Source organism: Acinetobacter sp. S-1, assembly GCF_059579785.1.
Genome location: NZ_CM184207.1, coordinates 1834130 through 1854750, shown reverse-complemented (window position 1 = coordinate 1854750; position 20621 = coordinate 1834130). Strand labels below are relative to the sequence as shown.

Below are 20621 nucleotides of genomic sequence, written 5' to 3'. Positions count from 1 at the left end.
ATAAAATAGCCTTATGGCAAACTAACGTAGAAAAGCCATATTTTTATTTATTTCAGCCAAAAATATGCGTAATATTCCAATTAACGAGGTAGACCATCTACCGCAAGCGGTTCTAGCTTTAGGATCAGATTATCCTGCTGATACTTTGTTAGATACGCATAGCCACCGCCGTGCTCAGTTCTTATATGCACCCGAAGGACTCATGAAAGTTGAAACTGAAGATGGACAGTGGCTCGTGTTACCATACAGCGGTGTATGGATACCGGCAGGCAAACCACATCGGGTATGGTTATCTAAAGTCAGTACTTATAGTTTGTATATAGAAGTGAGTAATGCCCCAAGACAAGCAAACTATTGCGAGGTTATACAAGTCTCGCCTTTGTTACATCAACTGCTCATTCAGGCAAATCAGCTACCTGTTGACTACCAGCATTCAAGCCGTGACGGCGCTCTTATCGATTTATTGTTATATGAACTAGAAGCTGCACCAGCCCTGCCTCTATTTATTCCGCTACCTCACAACACATTACTATCTAAACAGTGTGCTGAGTTTATGAAGCATCCCGATATTCATAGCAGCCCTAAGGATTGGGCACATGAACACAATAAAAGTGAACGGACTTTTCACCGCTGGTTTAAGTCTGAAACTGGCATGTCCTTTCAGGCTTGGCGTAATCGAGTCTGCATCATCTATGCTTTAAATGCCTTAAAAGCGAATATCTCAATTACTGAAATTGCTTTTAGTTTGGGCTATGAACACTCGGCAGCTTTTACTGCAATGTTCAGTAAAATTATGGGTTATCCGCCTACCCATTTTCAAAAAAGATTTCATGCGCATGATAAAGCACTATAAAGATTTACTCATGTGAATGGTGTCATAGGTCTCGATCCACTCACGTTTAATAACGTCAAAGCCTTGTAGACGCCAAAACTCTTCAGCCGCAGGCAAAAATGGATGAGTGTGCAAATACAAAGTGGTAATTTCATTCTTTTGTGCATGGCTAAACAACATGTTGCATAGCTGAGTTGCGATGCCATTACGGCGGTATTCAGGCAATACAAACAACTTAACCACTTCCACTGTCTTAGATGGCAAATTTAAATCAAAACGATGGTCATAAGCCCGATAAGCAATCGTGCCAATAATGCGGTTTTGGTCTTTTACTGTAATGAAACAACCCAATCGGTCATGGACATAAAATTGTTCAAAATTTTTTAAATCTCTGGGAATGTGCCCATAATAAATTTCTGGAAATAAGAGCTGCCTTGTATAAAGCGCAAACTCTACCGCAGGCTCATAGTCTGTTTTTCCGACCACCTGATAATTCAACATATTCATAGCCACGAATGATCAGGAATAACAATAGTTTTGTCTTGAATCATGGCTTCATGAAACTCAACATCGTAGACACTTTTTAAAAACTTCGGATCGGTTATTCGTGTTTTAGACTCAGGCTTAACCACTTCATGTTGGCGCATAAAAAACAAATGGTCTGCAAATAAAAAAGCCAAATTGGGATCATGCATAATCGCAATCACCGTAAAATTTTGCCGCGACAACTGACGCAATTTTTTCATTAAATAAGACTGATAATAAACATCGAGATGGTTGGTTGGTTCATCGAGCAAAATAACTTTTGGGGCTTGCACTAAAATACGGGCAATCATGACCAATTGTCTTTCGCCACCCGATAGCTCGGTATAAGGACGATCGCGTAAATGTTCAATGTCTAAATCAAGCAAAGCTTGGTCTACACGTTCCCAGTCTGATTTTGAAGGACGATATCGGCTAAAAGCAGCACGTCCGGTAATCACTACATCTTTAACCAAAAATGGGAATACGGTTTTATGAAACTGCGGTAAAAAGCCGAGCAATGCAGCCCGATCTTTCCCTTTAAAGTCCGATAGTAGTTTTCCAGAGTAACGAATCAAGCCATCTTTTACAGGTTCTAGGCCAGCCATCAATTTAAAAAGTGTCGATTTTCCGCAACCATTACGCCCTAAAATGACGGAAAACTGATTTTCAGGAAACTCCAGATGAATGTTTTTGAGAACCTGTTTGTGCCCATAGGAATAATTTAACTGATCAATTTGAATCATGCCCAATGAGTCCTCTGTGTTTTCATTAATAATAAGAAAAATGGCGCGCCAAGTAACATGGTAAAAATACCAATTGGTATTTCAAACGTCAGTAAAACCCGAGAAAAGTTATCAATCATGAGTAGAAAACTACCGCCCAACACCATATTGGCAGGAATGCTGTAGCGATGATCTGGTCCAACCAACATTCTCACAATATGCGGCATAAAGAGCCCATATAGACTAATAATACCTGCCGCAGCCACAGAAGTTGAGGTACATACAGTCACTAGCGCAATTAAAAGAAGTTGTTCCCACCTTGGGTTAACACCCACGGCCTGCGCTTCTTCAGCACCGAGTGCCATTAGGTTTAGGCGCCAACGCATCGCAAATAATCCAGCAAGACCAATACAAATAGGCAGCACGGCATATTGAACCTTTTGCCAAGACGCCTGATGTAAGTTGCCCATGGTCCATTGCACGATCGCTTGTAATTTAAATGGATCACTTAAATATTGAATAATCGTGAGACCTGCTAAAAACAGCCCCGAAACAATCATGCCCGATAAAATTACCATGACTAAAGACGTCTGGCTTTCATGTTTTTGATGCGCAAATAAATATGTTAAGCCAACGGCGCACACACCAAAAATAAAGGCTGATAGATTTGGCGAAAGCCAACTTAAAGAAAGTGCCAAAGCTGCACCAAACGCGGCACCGGATGAAATACCCAGCACATAAGAATCGACCAAGGGATTACGAAACAAGGCCTGCAAGCCATTACCCGCGGTTGCTAATGCGGCTCCCACCATAAAGGTCAGTAAAATTCTGGGCAGCCTGACATTCACAATAATGTTCTGCATCAGTCTAAATCGTTCCGCATCAAAATACGGTGTACCAAAAACTGCTTGTATACCACACCGCAAATAGTCCCATGCACTCAACGTCTGAGTTGGCCCAATAAGCAGCGAGATAAAAGTCATGAGGAAAGGTAAAGGGTAAAACCAATAATATTTCATTTTTTCCATTTTTATTGCACCAACGCTTTGGCAAGGTGCTCACCATACAACTTGGTTAAAATACGCTGTTGTAAAGCACTTACAGGTAAATCGGACTGTTCGGGATAAATACTGTGATTCAAATAAATCGCCGTAATAATGATTTTGATGGTGTGTGGGTTATATATAAATGCAGGACTCAAATTAAATACCTTTCGGTTTTGTACAGCGCTTAAACCTTGTAATTCTTTTCGTTCATAAATCAGTTTTGGGTTGGTATTCCAAAGCACAATATTGTCAGGGTTCCATTCAATTAAAGTCTCGGGGTTTACATTAGGTTGATTGGCATTGGTCTGAACAATGTTGTAAGCACCCGCCAGCTCAATAAAGCCATTAGTAATAGACGTACGTCCCGAGGTAGAAAAAATTCGTCCACCTGACCATGCATAATAAATCGATTGCTTATTTGGCTGACGTGCTGTTTTTGCTGCGACTTCCGACACAATTTCATCAGAAAAATTTAAAATTTCTTGAGCACGTTTTTGAGCACCACTCAGTACAGCAATTTCAGAAAGTTCTTCTTTCACTTGCTGATAGGTGCCGGACTCCATCACATATACAGCAATGCCAAACTGCCCCAACAGTTCAATCGTTTGGGTTTGCCCACTCCCTAAAATTACCAGATCTGGTTTTAACAAAACGAGACTTTCAATATTGGTTGCATTTGCGCCTTGTGAAGGTGTCGCAAGCTGTTTATTGGCGATACGCTTATCTATTTTTGAATAGGCATTAAATAATAATGGTTGAATGTATACTTCGGCCGGTATGCCAATCACTTTATGACCTTGCCCTAACATATAGAGGCCATCTAAACCCGACTCAAACAAAGACACAATTCTTTGGGCTGGTTTGGCTACACAGACTTTTGTATTTGTACTATCAAAGACACATATCGAATGGGCTGCTAACTTTTCTTGCGCTTTACCACTTTGTTCAGATGAAGAGCATCTACATAGGATGAATACAGTGAGTATTGAAACCAAAAACTTCATTACGGCATACCTTGCACAAATACAGTGCATAATAAAAAGATGTGCCTATTTAGTGCATTTTTCATGTGAAAAAAACACCATAAGAGAGCAAGACGGTTTGAATCATAAGCTGTGAAGTTATCAAATAAAGTTTGGTAGACAAGATCTTAAATACTAAGCAAAAAAAGCGCCAAATTTACCAAGTAATAAAAACTATCTAATTATTAGTCTAAACACTCTACCTAAGCGCTATTCAAATAATTTAATAGCGGTTACAGCTCGATCAACATTAAGAGAAATAAGTCGTTATAATCCGCCCAACACCTGATAGACATTATCTTCTGATGCTGACCCATTCATCCTTTTGGCGTAGTCTTTATCGCTTAATTCATATTTATGCTGGTATTTTCATTGCACCATTTATATTGGTCGCTGCATTCACCGGCTTACTCTATGCAATTACACCTCAACTTGAACAAGCGATTTATAAAGATGTTCTATACGTTGAGCCATTGAACCAAGCGCAATATAAGCTCAGTCAGCAAATTGAAGCCGCAAAGCAAGTGATGCCCAAGTCCGCGCAGGTAATTGAAGTTAGACCAGCCCCAAGTTCTGACCAGACAACTCGTGTTATTTTCTCAGACCCGATACATCATTTTACCAGTGAAGCCGTTTTTATTGATCCCTTTACGCTTAAAGCCAAAGGCCATCTGGCTGTGTATGGTACTAGTGGGGTTCTGCCGTTTCGAACTACGCTCGACCAATTACATAGTAATTTATTACTAGGGAAATGGGGCCGTTTTTATAGTGAACTGGCAGCAAGTTGGTTAGCCATTTTGACTTTAACTGGACTGTATAATTGGTGGAAACGTCGTCAAAATCTTAAAATCAGGCAAACACAAAAAAATAAATTATTACGATGGCATAGCACGCTTGGTTTATTTTTATTTCCACTCTTATTAATAATCGCCATTACTGGTCTTACATGGTCCCAGTGGGCTGGCGATAATATTCGAGTTGCTCGTCAGTGGCTTAACTGGCAAACCCCAACATTAGCAACTTCCCTTCAAACAGATAATTTACCTACAGTGATGCATCATGAACATCACGAGATGCCACACAGTGAAAATCTTAATTTAAATATTGTGTCAGGTGAGTTTGATACCGCTCTTTCAATAGCCAGAGCACATGGCATTGAGGCGGCACAAATACAAATCAAACCACCCACTAGTGGAAATCAGGCTTGGACGGTAGCCGAGATTCAGCGTAAATGGCCAACTCAAGCAGATAGCATCGCCATTAATATGGAACAACATAAAGTCATTGATCAACTTGCTTTTAAAGACTATTCACTGGTTGCAAAACTAACTCGTTGGGGAGTTGATGCTCATATTGGTATTTTATTTGGCTGGATAAATCAGTTGGTTCTCGCACTTTATGCGCTTGCACTTTGTATCATGATTATTTATGCATATAAGGCTGCATTTAAAAACTCAAATTTAAAACTCATGACAACTCACTTTGTTGGTCAAAGCTTATTTATTTGGAAGCGTGCAACTGGCCAACAAAAAGTATTGTTAATGCTAGCTGGCATTGTGTTAGGCCTAAGCTTACCTGTTTTTGGTCTTAGTATTTTGCTTACGATACTCATCCTTGTAATGCGTAAATATATCCCTTCTAAATCATAAATCTTCATTTCATTAAGGAGTTAGACTTAAATTTTGCCTAACTCCTTTTTTAATCAAAAGTTCCAAGTCAAAGAAAGAATTACGCAATCTGCGCCAAAAAATAATCTAGCAACCTTTCCCTGTCATCCACACTATTTGAATCTAAAAGCTGAACCATCGCCCCATCAATCACAAACAAGAACATGTGGGCATCAGGTTTTGAGGCCGTACTTTTTACCGTTAAAAGTAAATTATAGATTTCATTGATTAACCAGTTTCGATAGTTAACTACAACCTGATAAGCCTTGGGATGCGTTTTTGCAATTTCAAAAATGGCCTTAAATGGCAAATGATAAAGCCCTTCTAAATCGGCATGTAAAAAGTAAATTTTGCGAAGTTTTTCAATTACGGTTAAATCTTTCTGAACGTAGATGATTGAAAGCACCTGTTCTTTTAATCCATCTTTTTGAAAGGTCAGACTCATTTCAATGAGGCGTTCTTTTGAGTGAAAGTAATTATAAAACGTGGCTTTCGGCATCTTTGCTGCTTCAATAATTCGGTCTACTCCGACCTTATGAAAGCCATAATTATTAAAAAGGTCCCGAGAGGTATGTAGCGCGCTTAAAGCACGAAATGGGAGATCTGAATGTGGCATAGTTTTACCGTTATAAAATAAATTCTTGTTGTATATAAATGAGATATAGCATCGCTACTTTTCTAATAACTGAAAAAAAAGGCATAGCAAAGCCACAAAGACTGTGCTTGGCACATCTCAAGTTTTATTGTTGATGCAAGTTTTTGAGCCGTAATGACTTAAAGCCTGAAAAGCCTAGTGGCAATCAAACTGTTTTAAAGACGAATCAAGTTGTGTCGTTATAAACTTTGGCAAAGACTGCCAAGAAATGATGAATGTGCAAAGCCAACTCCTTTTTATTTGGAGTTCTGCCAAAACATTATAAATTATGGTGGCAGAACGGAAGTGGGTTGACAGACTGGTAGGACTCCAGCACACCCGAAGGTGTCCCACTCCCGTCCTACCGCTACGGGAGGGAACGAGGTGTGCACATGAGACTATCCCTCAGAAAGGAATAAGTCTGATGCGGTCCTATGTGGTCTGTCAAAACCACCTGGCAATTTAGGCCAGTCCGCAAATGGTAATCTTCAATATTTAAGGTGTCAATGTGATATTGGCTAGAAAATATTTAATTAATTATTGTTTTTCATTAAATTACATAATTAAGGAAATTCTTAAATATCAGCTTAATAATATTGTCTTGTTTAGAGAGTTTTTTGAACTGTGCACCCTAAAGCGAAATGCACAGCCCAGATTAATTAGAAATAATGAGATTTACCGAAACACGGCGTTTATTGAGGAGCAAAGAAAGTGATATTTCAATTACTCGTATTTAGATGGACGCGGATTTATTTAGAACTTTACTTAAAATACGATCATTCCTTAGCATCAAACTAAATACTACAACCATTAATGCCACAGCTTTGACCCTCTGTGATCATTAATTCATTCTGCTTTTCTTCCCATACCTGCTCTAATGCACTTAAAAAAGTTTCTATAGGCTGAGCACCACTGATTGAATATTTATTATTTATAATGAAAAGCGGCACTCCACTAGCACCCATCGCATGTGCACTTGCTTCATCTTTTAAAACTTCTTGTTTAAACGAAATATTACTAAAGGCACTGTTAGCTTCTTCACGAGGAACTCCAACTTCATTAGCAAGCTCAACCAACACCTTATGATCAAAAATAGACTTACCTTCAGTTATGCTTGCCTTAAAAAACTTTTCTGTTAATAGTTCACCAACACCCTTCTGTTGCGCCAACTTTACAATGGCATGGGCATCTAAAGTATCGCCAAAAAGCATACTATTAAAGTTATAGATCAGACCTTCTAGCTCACCTGCACTTTTTACATGGCTCATCATCGCATCAGCCCCACTTTTCCCACCAAATTTTTTATACAATGCATTTTTAAAGGGCTGTGGTGTAAGGCCATTTGCTAGACGGTAACTGTGATATTGGATAGTTACCTGATTCTTATGTTCAAAGGCATCTAAACCTTTCTCAAATCTTTTTTTAGCAATCCAGCACCAAGGGCAAACAAAGTCTGACCATATATCTACGGTAATTTGTGAAGGTAGAGTTTTCATAAATATCTCAGTAAATTCATTAGATGTTTAAAAACAAAGAAGTTTTAATGCCTAGTGTCAAAAATTAACTAGGCACCCCATTTTTTATTTGCCGTTATATTCTGGATAATCTGTATAGCCTTTTGCTGGAGATCCACTTACGCCGTAGTATGTTGTGCGATCACTTTCCGCCAAGGGCCAGTTATTCTGCATCCGCTCTACTAAATCGGGATTAGCAATATAAGGGACACCAAACGCAATTAAATCAACCTCACCTTTTTCTAATGCCGCCTCAGCACTTTGTTGATTAAAACCACCAGCTGCGATAATAGTTCCAGAAAAAATTTCTCTGAATAAAGTTTTAAAATTTTGGGCTTCTAAAGGTGCTGTTTCATAGGTAGGTTGATAGTACAAATGGACATAGGCCAATTTACGTTTACCAAGAGCTGACGCAATATTTGCCCAAGTATCAACCTCGCCTTCATAAGGTGCCAAGTCATAAATACGACCAAAAGGAGAAAGTCGGACAGCCACTTTGTCATGGCCAATTTCTTGGGAAATAGCATCAATAGTTTCTAGAAGAAAACGTTGGCGATTCTCAACAGTTCCGCCATATTGATCTGTTCGGTTATTTAACTCAGTACTGAGGAACTGGTCAAAGATGAATCCATTTGCAGCCATAATTTCAATGCCATCAAACCCTGCTTCAATTGCTAATTGTGCAGATTTAACAAAATCATGAGTAACACGTTTGATTTCTTTAGTTTCTAAAGCTCGAGGTTTACTTGGCGCAACTGGACCGGGTTCACCCGAATCAGTATATGCAAATACTGTAGTGTTGGTCGCTGGAATAACTCCAGAAGATACAGGCACTTGACTATCAGGTAAAACTGAAACATGCGACATTCTTCCCACATGCCAGAGCTGAGCAAAAATACGACCACCTTTTGCATGCACTGCTTCAGTAACCTTTTTCCATCCTTGCATTTGTTCATCATTATATAAACCAGGCGTATATAAATAACCGCGCCCTTCTTCAGACACAGGTAAGCCTTCAGTAATGATTAGACCTGCGGAAGCTCGCTGGGAGTAATAAAGTGCAGTAAGTTCATCTGCAACCCCATTCAATGTTCGCGTACGCGTCATGGGCGCCATTACTACGCGATTTTTTAATTGGATATCCACCAAATTATGGGGAGTGAATAATTTATTCATCACAGACCTCTAGAGAGATTTACAGATAATTAAGAAATTTCTTTAACCACACTCATCATTCAGTGAATGACTCAGGCATTGACCTGTTTTAGAAGTACAAAATTTGCACTCCCTCATTCCTATTGCACAAATGATAAGTTGATGCCACTATATCAACCAACTAGTAGGTAGGCAATAGTATTTTTAATTTCCCTCTGAAATTTATTGCGCTTAATAAGTGATTAAATACTATTCACCAAATGAATTCTGAATCTGCAAATACAGAAAAGAGGTAGTTTTATAATGCGTAAATTACATGCTTTAAACGAAGATAGCTTTCATGAAATTGAATGGAAAGAAGGCTTAGCAGTGGTCCGTTTTTATGCTCCTTGGTGCCCACCGTGCCACAATAGCGAAAGTTTATTTAATACTTTTCTGAAAAGTATTGAAGCTAATGTAACTATTGGCACAGTTAATGTTGATCAGGCACCAGTTTTAACAACCCGTTATAATATATGGGGTTTACCATCTGTATTAATGTTCAAAGATGGGCAATTAATCCATCGTATTGTAGGTGTAAAGCCTATCTCCGATTACCAAAAAGCTTTAGAAGAACTCATAAAGTCCGAATCAAAAAATGATGAGAAAAACGAAGAAAAGAGTTCCATTGGTTCTCTTTGCTTAACGAAATCTGAGATTAAAGCTGAATAATTTTCCAAACTATTTTCTGCTAGTGCTTGACATTTAAAATTAGCCTATATAATCTACAAACCAACTAGTAGGTAGGCTACTTTCTGATTGGTATTAATGATTAGGTGATCATATGAGTGAGCAACAATTTAAAGGCAAGAAACTTCTCGTCATTGGTGGTACTAGTGGCATTGGTTTAGAAACAGCAAAGAAAGTTGCTGAACAAGGTGGGACTGTAGTAATTGTTGGCAATCGCACAGATAAAGCCGAGACTGCCCGTAAACAATTAGTTGCTATAACAACTGAAGAACAAGTTTTTGCACTGACTGCTGATTTAACAAATTTTGATAGTGTTCAAAAGTTAATTAGCAAATTGGATAGTGAACATAAAGACATTAACTTATTAGTTAATTCAGCAGGAATTTTTTATCCTAAAAGCTTCCTAGAGCATTCGCTAAATGACTATAACAATTTTCTGGATCTAAACCGCGCATTTTTCTTTATTACTCAACAAGTTGCTTCATCAATGGTTGCGCAGAATAAAGAAGGTTCAATTGTAAATGTTTCTGCTGTTGCAGCTCGCCAAGCTATCGAAACTGTCACCGCATCTGCCTACTCAATGGCAAAAATGGGTTTAGAAGCTATGACCCGTCATGTGGCTGCAGAGCTAGCAGAACATGGAATTCGAGTAAATGCTGTTAGTCCCGGCATGGTGGAAACCCGTATTTTTGAAAGATTCATTCCTTCAGATCAATTAGATAATGCACTTCAAGATTTCAATAGTTTCCATCCCTTAGGAAGAAACGGTACCCCAAACGATGTAGCAGAAACTATTGTATTCCTTCTTTCCGAAAAAACATCTTGGGTAACTGGTGCTATTTGGGATGTTGATGGTGGTGTCATGGCATCAAGAAAACTAGGCAAATAATATTTAATAAATGATGAGGTTTGAAAATGAACGGTGAATGGACTAACAGATTATCTGCATTGGTTAAAAACATTGGTAATTTTGCAAAAGCAAATAAACCCGTTGCCACTGCTTTTCACAACTTAGAAGTTGCAACGCGTAAAAATAAAGTACTCGACGCAAAAACTCACGAGTTGATTGCGTTGGCAGTAGCAGTTACTACGCGTTGTGATGGTTGTATATCAGCTCATGCGGGCGCAGCTAAAAAAGCAGGTGCTACAAAAGAAGAAGTTGCGGCAGCTTTAGGAACTGCTATCGCTTTAAATGCTGGTGCAGCCTATGTGTACTCGGCACGAACTTTAGATGCTTATGACGAAATGTAACTTCGCCAGAGGTTACATAGACAAGCTTAGTGATGGGGAAATTATTCTCCATTCACCACAATTTATATCTTAATTGGAGTTCTATAATGAACAATGTAGTAAATGAAATTGATCTAAATGCTTTTCAACAATTTGCAGATAAAGTAAGCCAGAATCCTACTACTTCAAAAGCTCGCTTTAACGTACAAACAAGATGGGCGGGTCAAACACGTTCTGTTTCAACTGTGAAATCTTATGAACTCTTTGGTAAGACTTATGAACGTAACTTCCATATAGCTGCTGATGAACCTCATGAAATTTTAGGAACAGATAGTGCACCTAATCCACAAGAATTATTGATGGCTGCACTTAATGCATGTCTTACAGTTGCTTATGTAGCTATTGCTGCTACTAAAGGTGTCAAGATTAATTCATTAGAAATTGATACTTCTGGAGAGCTTGATCTTAGAGGTTTCTTAGGCTTAGATGAAAAAATTAATCCTGGATATGATGAAGTCCAATACACTGTAGTTATTGATACGGATGGGACACAAGAACAATTGGATGAAATCCATAGTGCTGTTCTAAAAACCTCACCAAATTTCGCCAATTTTTCACGATCAATTCGAATGAAACCGCAATTAGTGATTGCAAACAAATAATATGTGATGGGTGGCATACTTGTTTACCAGATGATTCATCTTTAACAACAATGCTATAGTATGCCGCCAAATCTCTCTAGTCTGGGAACTACGAATATGACCATTGATACTCGCCAAAGTTTAATTAACTCAGCAGAGCTTATGTTGAGATCAAGAGGTTATGCTGCTTTTAGTTATGCTGATTTAGAGAAGATTGTTGGTATTAAAAAAGCCAGTATTCATCATTATTTTCCCAAAAAAGAAGATTTAGGAATTTTAATAGTCGAAACATATATTGAACAGACTATTCAAGATTTTGAAAAAATTGAACGTGATTTTCCTAATGCATTCGGACGTCTTTGTGCCTTTGCTTCCTTATTTAGAAGCTCAATGTCTGAAGGAATGTTACCGTTATGTGGAGCTCTTGCTGCTGAAATGGCTGTTTTACCAGAGAGCATGCAAGAGTTGACCCGTAAATATTTTGAAATCCAATTATCTTGGATAGAAAAAATTATCCATTTAGGAGTAGAAAATGGAGAACTTGCCGAAGGTGATGAAAATCAGAAAGCCTTTCAATTATTAAGTTTAATGGAAGGAAGTAGTTTTGTAAGATGGGCAATGAATAATGGAACAGAACTTGATCCTAAGGTAATAGGAAAAATTGTTGGCGTGCGTTCTTAAGATTGGCTCGGATATTTAAATATTTCTAAACTCAAATATCTAATCTATTTCTAATAAAAGAAAATATAGGAATGCTTTAAATAAAGCATTCCCTTTATATTCGTCCATGTATAGCACCCACTATGACCATCTCAACAAAATTAGTTTAATTTTTATGTCAGGTGAAATATCCATCGGACAACCTCTAATTTTACGGTAGTACTTTAAATAGGTATCTACCTAAATGGGAGTGCCTTACATGGTAGGTTACAACATTCAAAATAATAAAAAAATTTATGGCTTACATGCCACTACTATTATTAGTTTGGCTCAACTATTAGGCACATCCTTGTGGTTTAGTGCAAATAGTGCAGCAATAGATTTAATGCAACAATGGCAGATAACAGTTGCAGATATTGGCTGGATTACCAACGCTGTTCAGGCTGGATTTATCATTGGAACTTTTGTATTTGCTTATACAGAAATAGCAGACCGCTTTAAAGCCAGTCATATTTTTGTTTGTTCAGCACTATTAGGCGCCTTTTTTAATTTCTGCTTTGCATGGTTCGCTCATGGACTTATGGATGCCCTTATATATCGTTTTCTCGTGGGATTATGTCTTGCAGGAATCTATCCAATCGGAATGAAACTTATCGTTCTATGGGCACCTCATCAGGCTGGGCGAGCACTAGCAAAATTAGTTGCTATGCTGACATTAGGCACGGCTCTTCCCTATTTTATTAATAGTTTCCCCACTCATTTTGCATGGCAAACAGTCATGATCTGTTCTTCAAGTCTTGCATTGATTGCAGCCTTGTTAATTTACCAGCTAGGAGACCCAACAGTCTCGCCAAAATCACAAAATATAGTGTCATCAGGTGGTACTTTTCAGGTTTTCAAAATTCGAAAATTTCGTGCAGCTGCTATAGGCTATTTTGGTCATATGTGGGAATTATATGCCTTTTGGACGATTATTCCTTTATTTATTGCTAAATCAGGTATTCCAGAAAAATTGGGATACAACAACATTTCGCTCCTTACTTTTTTTGTAATGGCATGTGGAGCAATTGGTTGCTTGGTGGGCGGATATCTTTCTAAATATATAGGTAATAGATATGTTGCTATAGGATCTTTATCTATCTCAGGTTTTAGTTGCTTGGTATTTGCTCTAGGCTGGCGTTTTTTACCTGCGTGGTTCTTATTGGTTTTATTTGCGATCTGGGGAGCATCTGTTATTGCAGACTCACCGCAATTCTCTGCGCTTTCCGCCCAATCTTGTCCCTCCGAAAAAGTTGGTGCGGCATTAGCTATTCAAAATTCAATTGGTTTTACACTGACTATCATATCTATTGCATTGACAACCTATGCCTTTGAAATAATTGGCTTGGATTCAGCATGGATATTATTGATTGGCCCCATTCTAGGTGTTGCTGGATTCTACTATTCAGCAAATAAAGGAGTTATCCATGTCTAAACATTACGATTATATTGCAATTGGTGGAGGTAGTGGCGGTATAGCCTCTGTAAATCGAGCAGCCATGTATGGAAAAAAATGTGCATTAATTGAAGCGGGAGATATTGGTGGCACATGCGTTAATGTTGGCTGTGTCCCTAAAAAAGTGATGTGGTACGCTGCTCATATTAGTGATGCAATTCGTCAATATGCGCCATCATATGGTTTTACTACGGAAGTAAAATCATTTGATTGGCAGAAACTCATTAGAAATAGACAGGCATATATCGAAAGAATTCATACCTCTTATAACAATGTCCTCAGTAAAAATAATGTTGATGTCATACATGGGTTTGCAAAATTTATTGATAAAAACACAATTGAAGTAAACGGAGATTTATTAACAGCTGATCACATTCTCATAGCTACTGGTACAGAAGCGAGTTGGCCTGCAATTGAAGGGGCTGAACATGGTATCGATTCAAATGGCTTTTTTGATTTAGAAGTACTACCAAAACGTACCGCTATTGTGGGTTCAGGATATATTGCAGTAGAAATAGCTGGTGTCCTTAAATCATTAGGTTCAGATGTCCAGCTTTTTATTCGACGTGAAAAACTCCTACGTAATCTAGATCAGTTCTTAGGAGAAGCATTATTAGAAATTATGCAGAGTGAGAATATTAAAATTCATAAAAATGCTGAAATCAGTAAAGTAACAAAATTAGAAGACAGTTCTATCATGTTGCATTTAAAAGATGGAACTCAACAAGTTGTAGATTGTCTTATTTGGGCTGTTGGAAGGAAACCCAATACCAAAGCTCTCCAACTTGAATTAACAAATGTAAAATTGGATGAACAAGGGTTTATCAAAGTTGATAAGTTCCAAAATACAACACGCGCTGGTATTTATGCAGTTGGAGATATTACTGGAAAGGTTGAATTAACACCTGTTGCAGTTGCTGCCGGACGTAGGCTCTCAGAACGGTTATTTAATAACAAGCCTAATGAATGCTTAGATTACAACAATATCCCCACTGTAGTATTTAGTCACCCGCCTATTGGAACAGTTGGATTAACCGAAGAACAGGCGATTGAAGAATTTGGCAAAGATATGGTTAAAGTATACAAATCTTCATTTACAGCAATGTATGACGCCGTGGCACAACATAAACAACTCACTAAAATGAAGCTTATATGTGTTGGTGTAGAGGAAAAAATTGTTGGTATCCATGGGATTGGTTTGAATATGGATGAAATTCTACAAGGCTTTGCAGTCGCTCTAAAGATGGGGGCAACTAAAAAGGACTTTGATAATACCGTTGCTATTCACCCTACATCATCTGAAGAATTCGTGACGATGCGTTGATTATTGCCTTAATTGAAAGAGCTTTAGATGGTAGTTCTTTATAAAAGCACATCTCAATATTTACATTTTGATTAAGGCTATAAGCTGTGCACCTTTTTAAAAAGATGCACAGCCCAGATCAAACCAGATTAATGATCAGCTAAAGTTTTCATATCAATCACAAAACGATATTTCACATCACTCTTTAACATGCGCTCAAAAGCTTCATTGATATTTTGCATATCAATCATCTCTACCTCAGAAACGATGTTATGTTCACCACAAAAATCGAGTAACTCTTGTGTTTCTTTAATTCCACCAATTACCGAGCCAGCAATTGATTTTCTACCCAAAATCATAGGTACTGAATTTGCGCTAATTTCACCCAAATATCCAACCAACACAATTGTTCCATTTAAAGCTAAAGTTGGAATATAAGGCTTCAAGTCATGGTTATAAGGTACAGTATCAATAATTAAATCAAACTGATTTGTGACTGACTGCATTTGGGTTTCATCGGTTGATAGCACAACATGATGCGCACCGAGTTGTTTTGCATCTTGTTCTTTGTTAGCTGAGCGAGTGAATAATGTCACTTCCGCACCTAGAGCATTTGCAAGTTTAATGGCCATGTGCCCTAAACCACCTAAACCAACGACTGCAACTTTACTGCCCTTTCCAATATTCCAATGGCGAAGTGGTGACCATGTGGTAATCCCGGCACAAAGTAACGGCGGTACAGCTTGAGCATCCAAATTTTCAGGTACTTTTAATACAAAATCTTCGCTACAAGTAATGGTTTGAGAATATCCACCATAAGTCGGTCGTTGGTCATGACGATCTACAGCGCCATAAGTCTGAGTGTTACCTTCTTCACAATATTGTTCTAGCCCTGAATGACAAGCAGAACAAGTACGGCATGAATCGACCATACAGCCAATGCCCACTAAATCACCGACCTTATATTTTGTGACTTTGGCACCGATTGAGGTGACACGACCTACAATTTCATGACCCGGCACTAACGGATAAGCACTGAATCCCCAATCGTTTTTAGCTTGATGTAAATCGGAATGGCAAACACCACAATATTCGATTTGAATGACAACATCATCTTCACGTGGAGTTCTACGTTCAAACTTAAACGGAACTAAAGGAGTTTCTGATGACAGCGCGGCATAACCTAAAACTTCAATTGTCATATTTTTTCTCTCATGTTTAATGTTTAAATAAAGACGATTTGTTCGTTGAACATTCATTGATGGCTATAGATTTTGAAAAGCCGTGAATACGTTGTGGAAACGGTGAATCAACAGGCTTTAATCAATCGACTTTTTTGCCATGTTCATCAGTATAAAAATGAAAACTGTAAGGTGTTGTTCTATTCCTCTCACAGATTTGCCTAATCCTCCGAATTGTTGCAATTCTCTCTATTTTTCTTATTTGAAATGCCTACAATAAAAATACAGATGACAATAGGTGAAATCTGAATGACGAATATGTCTCTAGGCAATAATGAAACACTGGCTCAACTTATCGATCAATGGACCCGTGAAAAAGGTACATTCGAAACGCCTATTATGGGACTGACTTTATTTCGTGCGGAAACACTGACCCAACCAAATAGCAGCATGATGGATGCCAGTCTCTGTATGGTTGCTCAAGGGAAAAAACAGGTGATTCTTAGCGAAGAAGCCTACACCTATGATTCAAATCATTTCCTTTTTACCGCAATTGATCTGCCTGTGATTGCTCAAGTTCTTGAAGCTTCGGTTGAACAACCTTATCTTTCAATAGTGCTACGACTAGACCCTTATGTGCTTGCCCAAATCATGCTTGAAGCCCATATTCCTTTTAAAGATACCAATACTGAAAAAAAAGGAATGGCTGTTGGGGTCGTAAATTCGGAACTGAATGATGCTTTTATACGGTTATTAAAACTACTAGACACACCACAAGACATTCCAATCTTGTCTCCCCTTATTATTAAGGAAATTTTTTATCGTTTATTGATGAGTCCACAAGGTGATCGGCTGAAACGAATTGTAGCGGCAGGAACTACGGGCCATCGAATTGTGAAAGCCATTGAATGGTTGAAAACAAATTTTGCAAAATCATTTAGCATTGAAGAACTTGCAAGCACAATGGGGATGAGCGCTTCAAGTTTTCATCAGCATTTTCGTGATATTACTTCAATGAGCCCCTTACAATATCAAAAAAGAATGAGACTGACCGAAGCACGGCGCTTATTAATCACTGAAGAATGCGATATTTCATCTACAAGCATGCAAGTAGGCTATGAAAGTTTGTCACAATTTTCTAGAGAATATAAACGCTTTTTTGGCGTTTCGCCGTCGGTAGATATAAAGAGCGTATAAAAATAGACAAGCATTTAGCAGATTAATTTTTTATAACCCGAATTACCCTAAAAATAATTCAGGTTTGTTATGTCGGTATTTCTACACCGAACACCATTGGAAGAATAATAGTTAGTTAGCTTTAGATATTATTTCAATCATCTCTTTTGTTGGTCGCAAGTGGCCTAATTGCCACTGCTCAGGAGGATACTCATCAATTCGTATCCAGACATGCTCCCGAAAAGCAGCATTTCCCTTTCCTTCGATCTCTACAAATAAATCTGCTATTCGCTTAAAAAGCTCAGCCTTACTTTCTTTATCTAGTAAGCCTTCTATTGTTTGTATATTTATAAATGGCATAATGCTACCTGAATTAACCCTAGGTCTAAATTGTAGACTCATGCTAATTGGAGCCCCACTGAATGTCAAATCAAATTATTCCAAATAATAAATTCTCGGCAGATGTGTGCGGAATTTTTCAAATTGCTGAAATATTGAATGACACGTGGACCATCCTCTTATTAAGAGAAGCTTTTTATGGGGTAACTAAATTTAATGAATTTTTAGAAAATACAGGCATATCAAAGCAAATTTTATCTAATCGACTAAAACATCTTATTCAATTAGAAATATTTGAATTATCTATTTATAAGGAAATCGGCGTTAGAGAGCGCAAAGAGTATTTACTCACACCAAAAGGTAGAAGCTTAAATATTGTATTACTTGCAATGCTTGAATCTGGCAGCAACTTTATTGAAGCTGATCAAGATGTAGTTAGAGTTTTCCACAAAAAAACAAATGATTTACTTAAACTAAAGCTGGTTGATTCAAATGATCAGGTCGTTAGCTTGGAAAATTTAGAATTAAGATTAATTCATCGTCAGGTAAAAGTTGATTCACAATAAATAAAAAAAGCCCTGATGATTCAGGGCTTTTTTTGTCGCTTATTACTGTGGAATAATATTCACAGCACTTGGACCTTTTTGGCCTTGAGCGATATTAAAAGTTACTTGCTGACCTTCATATAAAGTTTTGAAGCCAGAAGAAGCAATTTCTTTAAAATGGGCAAACACATCTGGACCAGATTCTTGTTGAATAAAACCAAAACCTTTAGTTTCGTTAAACCACTTTACTGTACCATTACTTGTATTAGACATAATATATCCTTTGATTTTAATAATTTGAGTCATTTTAAATGACAAATATAACTTTGAAAAAATAATAACGAATTGAGCTTAAGATCTGAAAAAAACGAAGGATTATGACTAAAACTGCGATACTTAAAGAAGATTTACTACAAGTCTTTTTTCTAGTTAAGTTAAGCATACAGGAAATTAACATTTATTCAAGATATTTATATGCAATATTTATTTTTTTTATATTAAAGAGATATACATCACCTACTTAGCAAAGATAAATGCCTATTTTAGTTAGACATTTATCTCTCATAGGCCTATCTGACTTTTTAACTATATTTTTATAAGCCAATGTAAAAAACTACATTGGACTCGCACCTTTAGGCTGAGCATTCGGATGTAAGATATGAAATTTATAGCCTTCCACAATGTTCTTTAACTGATTTTTTATGGCTGCATTTTTATCTTTATAAAAATGATTATTACGATTGTCACGAGGTTCTATATTGCTAAAAGTAAGCTTAGCTTGATGATCTTTAACTTCTATTTTCAAAATATAATTAAAGGAATCATCCGCGACCTTAATCATATTTCTGCTTAGACAGTCCATACAATTATCAAATTTTAGCCCTGCATGTCCTTTAATTGTCAGTACTTTATTATTGTCATCTGCCTGAATAATCTTTCGGCTTGAAACATAATCCACAACATTGTTTCGCCAGTTTTTAGAAGCATCATAAATTTGCGTTTGGCTTAAACCTTTGAATTTAACAATTTCTGAAAAATACTCGTTTTTCTTTTCAGCAGGTTTTTCATCAACTTTCTTAGGCAAAGAAAGACAACCTTGCAGACCTAGTACGGCAAAACTTAATGTAGCAGCTAAAATTACTCTTCTCACGTAACGCTCACTTTTTAAAGAGACTAGGAGTTAGAACCTCCAAATTTACACCAGCACATCGAATAATTTGGTTTATATAAAGTTAAAAATATAGCACTTGATTGTTAGGTTCTATCAAGTGCTGCTAGGTTGAAATCATTGCTAAAGGATACTTTAGCTTGAATTTTCTATGGGTCTCTATCTTAGATATTTTCAATTTTCTGGACGAGTAACAATGGGAAAACCATTGCTAGACTTTTTAAATAAAGAAAAGAACTTGCCAATTTTTCGACCAGAAGTACTTATAAAATTATTTTAACTTCTCATTGTAATTGATATTTTTCAGAAAAAAACCAACTGCATATTCAACCCAAGTACTAATTTCATTCTCTGATATTAAATAATCAGGATGCGTCAAACATTTTAGATGAGCATCACTTCTTAATAGCGATAAAAATATATTCGCAGCAACTTCTGAAGAAGAGCTTAATTCAATTTCGCCCTGTTTAACGGATTTTTTTAGATAGCCTGCAATGATATTTGCTAGACGCTGTGGACCCAATTCAAAGAATTTTTCAGATAACTCTGGGAACCTTACCGCTTCTGCAATACAAACCCTAAAAAACGCCAAGCCTGAATGCGATAATATAAAACACAGATAGGTCTTCCCTATTTCAGTTAGTGCTGAGCGTAAATTGTCGGCTTTTGTCTCAACTAAAATAATTTGTTTTTGCATGTTGGTACATTGACGTTCAATCACCGCTGCAAACATCGCTTCTTTATTCTTATAGCAACCATACATCGTTGCTTTTGAAACCCCTGCTTCCTTTTGAATCATGTCTGTCGTTGTGCCACTAAAGCCGTGGATCAAAAAAAACTTTGTTGCTGCATCCAGAATTTTTTGATCTTTTTCATGAGCTTTCGTTAAACCAGACATATTGACCTTATAAAAATTTTAGCGATTTCGTTCTAAGTGTAACTCATCGAAAAGTTCAAAATCGAGAATTGACGGAAATTTAATTAAAGAGTAGAGTACCGATCGGTACAGTTCAGTAAATATCTGCTCCGTGCAATGA

Annotated in this window: 23 protein-coding genes; 11 read left to right on the top strand and 12 right to left on the bottom strand. The window is 37.4% G+C overall.

Annotated features, from left to right (window positions below):
* Positions 1 to 64: 64 nt before the first annotated feature.
* Positions 65 to 853 carry an AraC family transcriptional regulator gene (locus AC52J8_RS08860; protein WP_086398736.1) on the top strand — a complete coding sequence of 263 codons (789 nt, stop codon included), beginning with the start codon at positions 65 to 67 and terminating at the stop codon, positions 851 to 853.
* Here the strand turns inward: AC52J8_RS08860 and AC52J8_RS08855 are convergent.
* Genes AC52J8_RS08855 through AC52J8_RS08840 form a run of 4 tightly spaced genes read right to left on the bottom strand, consistent with a single transcriptional unit; the run spans position 848 to position 4129 of the window.
* Positions 848 to 1339 carry a GNAT family N-acetyltransferase gene (locus tag AC52J8_RS08855; protein WP_086398737.1) on the bottom strand — a complete coding sequence of 164 codons (492 nt, stop codon included), beginning with the start codon at positions 1337 to 1339 and terminating at the stop codon, positions 848 to 850. The two genes, AC52J8_RS08860 and AC52J8_RS08855, sit on opposite strands and share 6 nt — an antisense overlap.
* A complete protein-coding gene (locus tag AC52J8_RS08850; RefSeq protein ID WP_086398738.1) occupies positions 1336 to 2100 on the bottom strand; it encodes an ABC transporter ATP-binding protein in 765 nt (254 codons plus the stop codon). Before AC52J8_RS08850 ends, AC52J8_RS08855 begins: the two co-directional genes overlap by 4 nt.
* Positions 2097 to 3107 (bottom strand): FecCD family ABC transporter permease, encoded by a 1011-nt coding sequence (locus AC52J8_RS08845; protein ID WP_086398739.1) that lies wholly within the window; start codon positions 3105 to 3107, stop codon positions 2097 to 2099. The genes AC52J8_RS08850 and AC52J8_RS08845 overlap by 4 nt, the downstream gene beginning before the upstream one ends.
* A 2-nt stretch (positions 3108 to 3109) precedes the next feature.
* The gene (locus tag AC52J8_RS08840; RefSeq protein WP_496538910.1) at positions 3110 to 4129 is read right to left on the bottom strand and encodes an ABC transporter substrate-binding protein; all 1020 of its coding nucleotides are present in this window, start codon (positions 4127 to 4129) and stop codon (positions 3110 to 3112) included.
* A gap of 323 nt (positions 4130 to 4452) precedes the next feature.
* Here AC52J8_RS08840 and AC52J8_RS08835 point away from each other — a divergent pair, with 323 nt between their 5' ends.
* Positions 4453 to 5796 (top strand): PepSY-associated TM helix domain-containing protein, encoded by a 1344-nt coding sequence (locus AC52J8_RS08835; RefSeq protein ID WP_086398741.1) that lies wholly within the window; start codon positions 4453 to 4455, stop codon positions 5794 to 5796.
* 79 nt (positions 5797 to 5875) lie between these two features.
* Here the strand turns inward: AC52J8_RS08835 and AC52J8_RS08830 are convergent, their stop codons facing one another.
* The 3 genes from AC52J8_RS08830 to AC52J8_RS08820 form a co-directional block, all read right to left on the bottom strand.
* Positions 5876 to 6430, bottom strand: a complete 555-nt coding sequence (locus AC52J8_RS08830) for a TetR/AcrR family transcriptional regulator (protein WP_086398742.1) — start codon at positions 6428 to 6430, stop codon at positions 5876 to 5878.
* 812 nt (positions 6431 to 7242) lie between these two features.
* Positions 7243 to 7944 (bottom strand): DsbA family oxidoreductase, encoded by a 702-nt coding sequence (locus AC52J8_RS08825; RefSeq protein ID WP_086398743.1) that lies wholly within the window; start codon positions 7942 to 7944, stop codon positions 7243 to 7245.
* 84 nt (positions 7945 to 8028) lie between these two features.
* A complete protein-coding gene (locus tag AC52J8_RS08820; RefSeq protein WP_086398744.1) occupies positions 8029 to 9138 on the bottom strand; it encodes an alkene reductase in 1110 nt (369 codons plus the stop codon).
* Positions 9139 to 9420: 282 nt separating this feature from the next.
* Between AC52J8_RS08820 and AC52J8_RS08815 the strand changes: the two genes are divergently transcribed.
* The 7 genes from AC52J8_RS08815 (at position 9421) to gorA (ending at position 15196) form a co-directional block, all read left to right on the top strand.
* Positions 9421 to 9828: a thioredoxin family protein gene (locus AC52J8_RS08815; protein ID WP_086398745.1), complete on the top strand. Its 408-nt coding sequence runs from the start codon at positions 9421 to 9423 to the stop codon at positions 9826 to 9828.
* Positions 9829 to 9940: 112 nt separating this feature from the next.
* Positions 9941 to 10735 (top strand): SDR family NAD(P)-dependent oxidoreductase, encoded by a 795-nt coding sequence (locus AC52J8_RS08810; RefSeq protein WP_068556606.1) that lies wholly within the window; start codon positions 9941 to 9943, stop codon positions 10733 to 10735.
* 26 nt (positions 10736 to 10761) lie between these two features.
* Positions 10762 to 11097 (top strand): carboxymuconolactone decarboxylase family protein, encoded by a 336-nt coding sequence (locus AC52J8_RS08805; RefSeq protein ID WP_086398746.1) that lies wholly within the window; start codon positions 10762 to 10764, stop codon positions 11095 to 11097.
* Positions 11098 to 11183: 86 nt separating this feature from the next.
* Complete coding sequence (locus tag AC52J8_RS08800; protein ID WP_068556605.1) at positions 11184 to 11738, top strand: OsmC family protein; 555 nt, start codon at positions 11184 to 11186, stop codon at positions 11736 to 11738.
* A gap of 96 nt (positions 11739 to 11834) precedes the next feature.
* Positions 11835 to 12398, top strand: coding sequence for a TetR/AcrR family transcriptional regulator (locus tag AC52J8_RS08795; RefSeq protein WP_086398747.1), 564 nt, complete (start codon positions 11835 to 11837; stop codon positions 12396 to 12398).
* A gap of 238 nt (positions 12399 to 12636) precedes the next feature.
* Positions 12637 to 13851, top strand: a complete 1215-nt coding sequence (locus AC52J8_RS08790) for an MFS transporter (RefSeq protein ID WP_086398773.1) — start codon at positions 12637 to 12639, stop codon at positions 13849 to 13851.
* Positions 13844 to 15196: a glutathione-disulfide reductase gene (gene gorA / locus AC52J8_RS08785; RefSeq protein ID WP_086611558.1), complete on the top strand. Its 1353-nt coding sequence runs from the start codon at positions 13844 to 13846 to the stop codon at positions 15194 to 15196. Before AC52J8_RS08790 ends, gorA begins: the two co-directional genes overlap by 8 nt.
* Before the next feature lie 128 nt (positions 15197 to 15324).
* Here gorA and AC52J8_RS08780 read toward each other — a convergent pair whose 3' ends face one another.
* A complete protein-coding gene (locus tag AC52J8_RS08780; protein ID WP_086398749.1) occupies positions 15325 to 16377 on the bottom strand; it encodes an NAD(P)-dependent alcohol dehydrogenase in 1053 nt (350 codons plus the stop codon).
* Positions 16378 to 16665: 288 nt separating this feature from the next.
* On the opposite strand from AC52J8_RS08780, the gene AC52J8_RS08775 reads away from it, so the two are divergent.
* Complete coding sequence (locus tag AC52J8_RS08775) at positions 16666 to 17553, top strand: AraC family transcriptional regulator (RefSeq protein WP_086398750.1); 888 nt, start codon at positions 16666 to 16668, stop codon at positions 17551 to 17553.
* A gap of 111 nt (positions 17554 to 17664) precedes the next feature.
* On the opposite strand, the gene AC52J8_RS08770 is transcribed toward AC52J8_RS08775, so the two are convergent.
* The gene (locus AC52J8_RS08770; RefSeq protein WP_004642882.1) at positions 17665 to 17892 is read right to left on the bottom strand and encodes a tautomerase family protein; all 228 of its coding nucleotides are present in this window, start codon (positions 17890 to 17892) and stop codon (positions 17665 to 17667) included.
* A 62-nt stretch (positions 17893 to 17954) separates the two neighbouring features.
* On the opposite strand from AC52J8_RS08770, the gene AC52J8_RS08765 reads away from it, so the two are divergent.
* Entirely contained in the window at positions 17955 to 18437 is a 483-nt protein-coding gene (locus AC52J8_RS08765; protein ID WP_086398751.1) for a winged helix-turn-helix transcriptional regulator, read from the top strand.
* A gap of 42 nt (positions 18438 to 18479) precedes the next feature.
* Here the strand turns inward: AC52J8_RS08765 and AC52J8_RS08760 are convergent, their stop codons facing one another.
* From AC52J8_RS08760 to AC52J8_RS08750, 3 genes are all read right to left on the bottom strand, one after another.
* Positions 18480 to 18689 carry a cold-shock protein gene (locus AC52J8_RS08760; RefSeq protein ID WP_005040451.1) on the bottom strand — a complete coding sequence of 70 codons (210 nt, stop codon included), beginning with the start codon at positions 18687 to 18689 and terminating at the stop codon, positions 18480 to 18482.
* A gap of 340 nt (positions 18690 to 19029) precedes the next feature.
* Positions 19030 to 19566, bottom strand: a complete 537-nt coding sequence (locus AC52J8_RS08755; RefSeq protein WP_086398752.1) for a DUF4468 domain-containing protein — start codon at positions 19564 to 19566, stop codon at positions 19030 to 19032.
* Between the two features lie 289 nt (positions 19567 to 19855).
* Positions 19856 to 20482 (bottom strand): TetR/AcrR family transcriptional regulator, encoded by a 627-nt coding sequence (locus AC52J8_RS08750; protein WP_086398753.1) that lies wholly within the window; start codon positions 20480 to 20482, stop codon positions 19856 to 19858.
* Between the last annotated feature and the right edge of the window lie 139 nt (positions 20483 to 20621).